General features: G+C 42.1%; 12 protein-coding genes. All 12 read right to left on the bottom strand.

The genetic code is table 11. From position 1 onward, the window contains the following. Positions 1 to 147: 147 nt before the first annotated feature. A complete protein-coding gene (locus tag AC58QG_RS22570; RefSeq protein ID WP_497364354.1) occupies positions 148 to 282 on the bottom strand; it encodes a paeninodin family lasso peptide in 135 nt (44 codons plus the stop codon). 4 nt (positions 283 to 286) lie between these two features. Further along, the gene (locus AC58QG_RS22565) at positions 287 to 760 is read right to left on the bottom strand and encodes a lasso peptide biosynthesis B2 protein (RefSeq protein ID WP_497364379.1); all 474 of its coding nucleotides are present in this window, start codon (positions 758 to 760) and stop codon (positions 287 to 289) included. A 10-nt stretch (positions 761 to 770) separates the two neighbouring features. After that, the gene (locus AC58QG_RS22560; protein ID WP_497364353.1) at positions 771 to 1,067 is read right to left on the bottom strand and encodes a lasso peptide biosynthesis PqqD family chaperone; all 297 of its coding nucleotides are present in this window, start codon (positions 1,065 to 1,067) and stop codon (positions 771 to 773) included. Continuing rightward, on the bottom strand, positions 1,064 to 1,996 hold the full coding sequence (locus tag AC58QG_RS22555; protein ID WP_497364352.1) for an aldolase: 933 nt from the start codon (positions 1,994 to 1,996) through the stop codon (positions 1,064 to 1,066). The genes AC58QG_RS22560 and AC58QG_RS22555 overlap by 4 nt, the downstream gene beginning before the upstream one ends. A gap of 90 nt (positions 1,997 to 2,086) precedes the next feature. Further along, the gene (locus tag AC58QG_RS22550) at positions 2,087 to 2,221 is read right to left on the bottom strand and encodes a paeninodin family lasso peptide (protein WP_497364351.1); all 135 of its coding nucleotides are present in this window, start codon (positions 2,219 to 2,221) and stop codon (positions 2,087 to 2,089) included. 12 nt (positions 2,222 to 2,233) lie between these two features. Further along, entirely contained in the window at positions 2,234 to 4,174 is a 1,941-nt protein-coding gene (locus tag AC58QG_RS22545) for an asparagine synthase-related protein (RefSeq protein ID WP_497364350.1), read from the bottom strand. Between the two features lie 159 nt (positions 4,175 to 4,333). Then, positions 4,334 to 5,320: a nucleotidyltransferase family protein gene (locus tag AC58QG_RS22540; RefSeq protein WP_497364349.1), complete on the bottom strand. Its 987-nt coding sequence runs from the start codon at positions 5,318 to 5,320 to the stop codon at positions 4,334 to 4,336. After that, the gene (locus AC58QG_RS22535; protein ID WP_497364348.1) at positions 5,289 to 7,112 is read right to left on the bottom strand and encodes an ABC transporter ATP-binding protein; all 1,824 of its coding nucleotides are present in this window, start codon (positions 7,110 to 7,112) and stop codon (positions 5,289 to 5,291) included. Before AC58QG_RS22535 ends, AC58QG_RS22540 begins: the two co-directional genes overlap by 32 nt. Before the next feature lie 24 nt (positions 7,113 to 7,136). After that, positions 7,137 to 7,550 (bottom strand): S24/S26 family peptidase, encoded by a 414-nt coding sequence (locus AC58QG_RS22530; RefSeq protein WP_497364347.1) that lies wholly within the window; start codon positions 7,548 to 7,550, stop codon positions 7,137 to 7,139. Between the two features lie 28 nt (positions 7,551 to 7,578). Continuing rightward, on the bottom strand, positions 7,579 to 7,848 hold the full coding sequence (locus tag AC58QG_RS22525) for a PqqD family protein (protein WP_497364346.1): 270 nt from the start codon (positions 7,846 to 7,848) through the stop codon (positions 7,579 to 7,581). Continuing rightward, the gene (locus AC58QG_RS22520) at positions 7,848 to 8,630 is read right to left on the bottom strand and encodes a hypothetical protein (protein WP_497364345.1); all 783 of its coding nucleotides are present in this window, start codon (positions 8,628 to 8,630) and stop codon (positions 7,848 to 7,850) included. The genes AC58QG_RS22525 and AC58QG_RS22520 overlap by 1 nt, the downstream gene beginning before the upstream one ends. Before the next feature lie 77 nt (positions 8,631 to 8,707). Next, positions 8,708 to 8,905: a hypothetical protein gene (locus tag AC58QG_RS22515; protein ID WP_497364344.1), complete on the bottom strand. Its 198-nt coding sequence runs from the start codon at positions 8,903 to 8,905 to the stop codon at positions 8,708 to 8,710. Positions 8,906 to 8,913 lie beyond the last annotated feature (8 nt).

Genomic DNA, 8,913 nt, shown 5'->3' with positions numbered 1-8,913 from the left:
TTAAGATCAAGCGTTTCTAACTCTGGTTTTTGCCAATTTTTTTGCATAGTATCACCTCCCTTCATTCACCTTTGGTTTAGATTTTTTAGCAAAAGTACCAACAACAGTAAAGATTACTATAAATCCTTTAATGTTATATTTTAGTTCTTAGCTATGATTTGGTCCAAGAACTTCAAGACTATGATCGGTAAATGATGCATCCCATTGTTGATTCGGACTTCCGGCCATAGTCATGTTAAGATCAAGCGTTTCTAACTCTGGTTTTTGCCAATTTTTTTGCATAGTATCACCTCCCTTCATTCACCTTTGGTTTAGATTTTTTAGCAAAAGTACCAACAACAGTAAACCGTTTCATCTCTTCTGCCCCGGAGACATAATAGGGGCCGCTACGCAGCCAAGCATGGGCGACCATGCTCCCTGTTTCATCCCTCGCAGTTCCAAGATAAAGTGTACTATCGATCTTACGCCTCTCCAGCATTTTCATAGCCGCAAGTGCTCTCACCAGGCATTTGCTATCCCATGGGGTATAGCGGCTCATGGTTTGAATCGCACTAGCAACGCTAGAGACCTTCCTTCTATCGATATGGAGAGGGCTAATGCTTGTCTCATCCATCTGAAGGCCAAACATGTCAATAACTTTGGTGAAACGGATTGATTTAAGTATTCGGGCCCAGCCCAAAAATGTATAAGCTTCCATAAATAAAAGCATTGTTGTCATATCCAAAGAACAAATGAGTTTAAGAATGCGAATGAATCGCATAGGGACGATCTTATTTTTCACGAACATGAATAAGCTCTTCTTTCAACAAATGTTCCAAGAAGCCAATCACGTGTTCTTCACATTGCTCTTTGTCTACCTGGTACTCCGAGATTAAAGTAAGAATGATTTCTGCAACGACAACCGGCGATTCCATTAGTTCCCAGATCCTGCCGCCAACTTCGCCTAAATTATAATATTTGTTATGTTGCACATTGAGCATTACTTTTTCTCCACCCATATTACTAACGATGTTTCCTTTACCCTGCTCAACGGTATCAACAATTGTCAGTGTAGCTTGTTTGATCATATTTGCTCCTCCTCATGGATTGTATCTAGAACTAATGAGACAAGTTGATGAGCGGTAAAGCCGCTAGTCGGGCGATTCAATTGATAAATTTTTAAGTGCTCCGCCATGCGGGCGGATGTTTGGAAGTGCCACTCCAGCAAGCCAAGCGGCGCTAGAAAGACTTGCCGATACGTATGTTGAAACAGCCTAGATAAGCCTGTCAGTCTCGGAATTTCTTGAATACTTACCTGCTCACCGTCATACTTCACAAGCTCGAATACGCCTGCTAATGGAAGTGTTTCCGTTGTAAAATTGGCAGGTACAGGAATCGTATATTTCGTTTCTCTTTGGAAGATAGGACTGTATTGACTTGCTTCCATCCCAAAATGAGTAAGACTTTCCTGCCAAAGCTTTTGTTGCGGATAAGCTGGCATCACCATTGGCTTATCTGAAGTATCAAACGTGATCGGGATGACATCATCACTCAGCAGAGAGTAACCATGATTGATGAACGCTGATGCGAGCGTTGATTTCCCAGCTCCTGAATGCCCAACAATCGCATAGGCTTTACCATCAATAGCGATTGCACTGCCATGTAAAGGCAATATGCGCCTCTGCATCAATATCGCACCCATACAAGTACCAAGCAGATAGAGGCGAATTTTGGATTCCTCTGCATCCTTAACCGGTGAGACGGTAATCTTATTCCCATCCTGGATCAAGAAAGTGGCGGTATCGGCAACTCGAAAAATCACTTTATCCTCTTGAATAAGAAGGCTTTGATGGGTAGGCACTAATTCTGACCAAAGTTTGGATAAGTCAGCTATCGTAACCACGACATCAATATCACCTTGTTTCTCAACTCTCACGCTTAGTTCCGGTAGATGGAGTTCACTGCGAATGCTTAAGCCAAATGCTTGAAAAATCACTCTCTCTTGCGTTTTTATCATCTCATTCACTCCAAGTACGCTGTTAATTTTTAGAAAGCTACCCTTATACGAACCCTCGTATAAGGGCTATGTTCATTTTGCGTGCATTACTTAGCTAGGTCCATCAAGATGAACTGTTTGATTTGAATCTGAATATGTAGCATCGACAACTAAGTCAGGATCCCCAGCCAATGTCATACTCAGATCAAGTGCTTCTAATACAGGTTGATTCCACTGTTTTTGCATAATTTCACCTCCTTATGAGAGTTTCTTGAGAAACCTATAAACGATAAGACTTCTCATGAGAATCATAAAATCAGGGCTATACGCTTCATTCGCTTGTGGCGCATTGCGAATATTTGAAATTGCTGACTGTAACACAGGCACATTCAGCAACTCTGCAGCCATAGGATCCTTGCTTAATTGCTGAACCTCATCAATAAAGGCGGACCAATAAGGTGTCATACGATGAATCACATCAACACCTTGTATCCCTCTAACACGTTGATTTAACCGAATATCGTCTGGCAAAAGATTGTGCATCGATCTTCGGATTAGCGCTCGATCCCGACCCTTCTGTATATACTGATCCATGGGTAAGGATAAACAGAATCGGATTATCCTTAAATCATTCGTAGGGTCGCGTCCCTGCAGCTTATATCGAAGCGATAGCTTAGATGCGCTTGTATTACTTGTGCTCCATAGATTTAACTGTTGGAAGTGCCTGATTCTATCCTTCTTGAAATTGTTAGAAATTTCAACCCCTAATAGCAAGCCTCGCGCTTCCAATTTCTGAATGATATTGGTTTTGCTAGCTAACGCAGGATTCAGCAGCTGTGGAGGTGGTTCTTGCCCAGTTCCTTTTGAGAACAATTGATGAATCCCAGGAAATGCTTTTTGTGCGGTCAATTTGAGAATACGCGCTCTGCCAACACCCATATTCACACTGTATTTACTGACTTCATCATACAGATGGAGCCAGTTCAATTTCTTCATAAGTGATGCATAATAATGCACAGCCGGCCCCCACGAAATTGTGAAATTCCCCCGGCTCCCATTTAAGAGAACACCGATATCCTGCTGATGCGCTCTTTCATATATCCCTTTCATCCATACGGAATTCGCGAAAAACTTATAGGGCATCTCCATAATCTCAAGCCAATCATCCACTTCAGACAAAGCGCTTTTTCCTGCGAAGTCTAGATACTGATCGTTAATATTACCTACATGAGCAACCGTGGATTTGATAAGCGGTCTTTCATCAGCCAATGTATATCTACTCGTCCAATCCGAGAAATTCTCCTCGGGAATTTGACTATACGTATATAATTGTTTCTTCTGCTTCTGCAGCGCTCTTGCCGCAAAGCTTACGACAGACCCGGAGTCCAGGCCTCCGCTCAGCTGAGAACCAACATTACGATGTGTTCGCAGCCTCGCTGTCACTGCGCTTTGGAAGACATCCCGAAAGGCCTCTTCATATTCTTCATTGGTTTTTAACTTCAGCTGCTTACCTGCAGAGAAAGTACAATATTGAGAAAGTGTTACTTTACCATTCTTAACTGAAATACTGTGCGAAGGCGGTACTTGCTCGATATGCTTGTACACTGTTGATTCCACATCAACCGTATCAACCACACTGGAAATCGCTAGAAATTCAGCAAGCCACTCTTCATTCAACTTTTTTTCAATATAAGGTAAAGCATGTAACGGTTCTATCACGGTAGAGAACACAAAGTTCTCTGAATTCTGGAAGTAGTACAAGGTTCGGCTTCCGGTAAAGTCCCTTGCACCGAACAACTGATGCTGTTTGGTATCCCATATCATAAAGGCGAAATCGCCAATTAAGTACTTCGGAACATCTTCGCCCCATTTGCAGTAAGCAAGAAGAATGAGTGCACTGTCAGGTATCGCAGCCCTACGGGACTTCTCAACCTGTAATTGATCGAATAACTCATCACGATTATCAATGATGGCATCTGCCGTTATCGCCAGCTGCCTTTCGTGATCGTAGTAGGGAACTCGCTCGCCAACCGATTCAGGTGTAATCCACTGTGCGTGGCATCCAAAGAGTACGCAATCATTACTCCAAACTTGACTGTCATCCGCTGGGAATTTTTCTAGCACCTTCATTAGGAGAGCCCCATGCGCTAACGAAACAGGTTGATTATTCATTTGGAAAATACCGGTAATAGCGCTCATAGTGCCTCCAACATTCATTCTATTAAATTTCTTTTGACGCCTCATTATCGTTCTCTTGAAGAAACAATTTCACTTACTCACTCGTTCTTTCGTTCTTTATAAAGAACATTTTTAGAATATCATCTTACTTTCTACCTGTCAACCATTTATCTTAACTTTCTATTTTATCCAATTTAAAATGACTTGAAGACTTTGTTTCCCATTGTCATAGTCAAAAAGCTGGTAGTAAACCCAATTGAAATATTTACGAATCGTGCGTTGTTGCAGGTTCCGAATGGTACTATAATCCCACCAGAGCTTGGTTCTATTCGGCAGAGAGAGCTCCTTGATCCCCTTCAAATGAGGGAACTGATGATAGACAATCGCAAGTGTCCTTGTGATTCTTTTCAACGTTTTATGAATATGAGCATCCTTAAACAGTGTTTCGTAACGACAATCATCTTTCAAAACATGAATCAACTGAATAATATCAATAAAATATTTTAATGAGCTTAAATTATGTCTCCAGCCATGCAAACAAATCATATAGAACGTATGATAGTCAGACAATTCCTTGATATACCGATAATTCCCCATAGGTATAGCCTGCTTCCAAAATTGCTCCATACTTAAATTAGAGGTATTCTCTTTTAACAAATCCCAATGAAGCTCTATGGTCAGTGGAATAGGCGACCCTGGTATTTCCTTGCTGAAGCTCCAATGAAAATGGGAAGGGATTCGCTCTTGCTCAAATGAATACCCAAGCGCTTTCACAAATGCAACTGCCCGCTGAAGGTCGCATGTTTGAACCAAAAGATCAATATCGGAAGTAGCTCTAGCCCCCAAATTGCCAAAGTACTTCTCAGCAAACATGGTACCCTTAAGTGGAATCGCAGGAATCCCGGCTTCTTCTAGCTTTTCTAACACGATGTTCATTTGGTTGCGAATAAACATATTTTGAAACAGCGCATCGCGGTACTTTCCCTCAATTTTATCCCGAAAAAAGTCGGGCATTTTTTCTAAATGTCCTGCCTGCTTCAACAACCAATACATTTGTGGTGATATATCAAAAAACTCAATATCTGCCAGTACTTGTTCATAATACGCACGCTCCTGGGGTATCACCATTCGCCGATCATATAGCGCTTGTATCAAAGAAATGATCAACGAGTTCTCCCCCTTTCTGAAATGCTTGCCTATTTAAACTTTGATATTTGCCATTAGCCTGCATAAGATCATGATGCTGCCCAATTTGGACAATGCTTCCTTTATCCAAAACATAGATGACATCTGCGTGTTGGATCGTTGAAAGTCTGTGCGCAATGATGAGCGTCGTGCGTCCCTGCATCAATCGGTGCAGCGCTTCCTGGACCTGCTGCTCGGTTTCATTGTCTAGTGCCGAGGTGGCTTCGTCTAACAGGAGGATTGGTGCATTCTTTAACACTGCTCTCGCAATAGCCAAACGTTGCTTCTGACCACCCGACAATCGCGTGCCTCTCTCCCCAATTTCAGTATCGTAGCCATTCGGAAGAGACTCAATATAGGAATGAATGTTGGCAATTGTTGCTGCCTGTATCATATCCATCTCTGTAATCCCATCTCGAGCAAGCAAGAGATTCTCCCTAATTGTTCGATCAAATAAAAAAGTGTCTTGTGATACATGAGCAAACAAGCTCCGCAGCTCAGAAGGCAGTAACTGCTCACTAGAACGGCCATCAATGAAAATTTTACCTTTTTGTGGTTTATAGAATGCTTGAAGCAAATGAAAAAGTGTTGTTTTCCCTGCTCCACTTAAACCAACTATCGCAACGACCTTTCCGGCCGGGATCTGCAAATTCAAATGTTCGAATATGTTGTTATTTCCATCATAACTGAACGTAACGTCTTGAAATCGAATCGACGTTAACAGCCGTTTAGGCGGCGTCGCGATCGGTAGTTCCTCGGCTTCCAGCGGTAGCTCAAGGATACCGTGGATTCTTTCTACCGCGGCTGCTGATCGTTGAAAGCCCGCCCACTGACCGGCTAACTCTGTCAATGGATACACCAAATGATTAACTAGATTTACAAAGGTTAACAAGGAACCCACGGTTAATAAGCCAATTGAGACATAGTAGGAACCCATACTTAGACTCAGTAGAAACGTTATCGTAGAAGCAGCTTGACCACCTACGAAAAACCATCCGCGTAATTTGGCATTTCGCAGTTCTACGTTGTAGATCTCTTGATTTTTACGAGCATAGCTGCCAACCATGATCTTCTCCATCATAAAAGAATGAATGATTGATAAACCATGAAATGTTTCGTTCAGATGCGTACTCATTTGTCCGATAAGACGATACACGATTCTACCGTTATTACGTAGTAAAACACCAAAAACAATACCAAACCCAAGCGCTATTGGGGCAAATGCCACACATAGGAGCGCTAATTTCCAATGTATCTGCAGCAAATATACAAAGACAGCTGTATATATCAATGGCAGTCTAATGAGGTTCATTAAACTTCTACCGATCACACCATCAATGCTATGAATATCATTGGCAAAGTGTGACATTAATTCACCGGAGTGATGCTTGGAGATATCCCTTTGTGGAACTCGCATGATATGTTTATATAGCTGAAGAGAAAAATCCCTCTTCACACCAAGAGTCGCTTTTGTTTCATAGACGGTATTCAGATACGTAGAAGTTAAGCTCACGATAAGCAAGATAATGCCAACAGGGATTAATAGCTGCATACGCGTAAACTGGCTTTGAATGGCCGCATCCGTCAAGCTTCCAAAGAACCATGAATAGGCCAAAGTTAACGCAATATCAACGAATAGAAGGACTACAAGAACAACATATACCTTCCAATACTTCAGCATGTAGGGAGCTAGCAAGGTGAGTGTTCTCCGAATATCTCTAAACGTCAAATACTCTCTTACCGTAGATAATAAGCTTCCAAATATTTCAGTCATATCATCGACGCTCCATTGAAAAATCTATCCTTGGGCACGCTTACTATGTGCTAAATAATAGTTTAACGCTAGCGAGATCATGGGAACTCCTAACACGATGCGGCCCCATGTATGAGCAGCCCATCCCTCCACACGAATAATTCGCTCTTTGCGCTGTATCCAGTCCATTTGTCCTATCAACAGCTCCTGATCAATGCCTTCATCACAGGCCAAATTCGTGTCACCTTTGCAATGGAGGATGAATCCCTGTTCCATCCTTACCTTGTGAAACAAGCGATGAGCAACTAAACTTCCATTTTGCGTAAAGAATAGAACGATATCGCCTTTCTTGAGATGATCAGCTTGAGCTGGTACAAACCTGCAGATATCCCCTTTTTTAATAAAAGGAAACATACTCGTTCCTTGCGCAGGAAGCTCGATCCAACCGTTCTTTTCCATAGCTTGTGTTATTAGCTGCCTATATTCCTTAGGAAATTGCATGTTGTACCAGGCCTCGGCTGATCATATCTTGCAGGAAGGCTTCAACATCAGCTTCAACCGGTTCATCCGCCGATTGATACTCCTTTCGCAAAGCTTCACTAATTGAGCTTACTGTTTGAGCTGTCCCTAGCATGGACCAACAAAATCCGCCCACTCCATTTAACTTCGTTAGGGTATATTCATCTGTGTTCAAAATAATCCATTCCATATCCAATTCAATGGACTCATAGTCGTTCATCCGAAGGTACTGGGTCATTACGAAATCAGCTCCCAAAATGTATTATTTTTTTGAAACTGTAGCTCACTAATCGAAATGGAACGAACCATTTGCCGCAACAATTGGATAATACGAATGGTTTCTTCCGGGCTATGCGACCAATAAAAGACTTTATCCATCAGATGTAGAAAAGCATTTGATTGGCTAAGTGGAGCAACGTGATTTGCACGTGCCTGCTTCAACAAATAAATGCCGGCAAGCGGGCTCATTTCCTTGGAGCCTGTTCGGGAAAGCTCACTTCGAAACGGCGAATCATACACAGTCACTTGATTAGAGGAAATTTTGACAATCGTAGCTTCATCCGAGAGAAGCTCGCGAGGATACGACAGCTTAGCTGCAGTAGATTTACCAGCACCAGAGTAACCTGCAAACACATAAGCTTTATCATGATCGACCACACATGAAGAGTGAATTAATAATCCCCAATTATAATGCACCAAATAAGAACTGTATAAATTCATCCACGCATGCTTCAATGCCAGTTCATTGTGCACAGCGATTGTGGCACTACGATAATCGATTGCTGCTTCAATGCAGTAATCGGCTCTCCGGTAGCAAATCTTATTTGCTTCATTAGATATCTTTACATCATAGTCGACAAAAGCCTCCCCGTAGCCATCGCACAATTGAAGCTTGATATGCGGTATGGGCTGCGGTGATTGGATGATCAAGAAGTTGCTGTTCATCCAATTCAGAATCATAGCCGACTTACATTGTACTTCAATCGTATGCTCGCCAATTCTCGTATAAATGAGTTCCATGTTCATCCCCTCAGGACTTCCATATAAGAATAGTGGAGATCAATTGTCTGAATAATTGACCTCCATGTATCTGCATTTTAATGCTTGCCATTTCCGTGATGCGGACCACTATATGGCGGGTTAGGGTAATGACTGCCACCATTCCCATTCCCATTGTGATTCGTATTTCCATGGCCTTTATTCCAGCTTTGTGCCGTTTCAAAGCGAACTGGTTGTTGGCTTAATACGCGGGGACGCGTGTATCTTTTTTGTTTCATTGCTGATTCATTTTCCATCTTTCATC

It is taken from the genome of Paenibacillus sp. J22P169, from assembly GCF_059691995.1.
The sequence above is the reverse complement of the archived record's forward strand: the minus strand, read 5'-3'. Positions and strand labels throughout refer to the sequence as shown.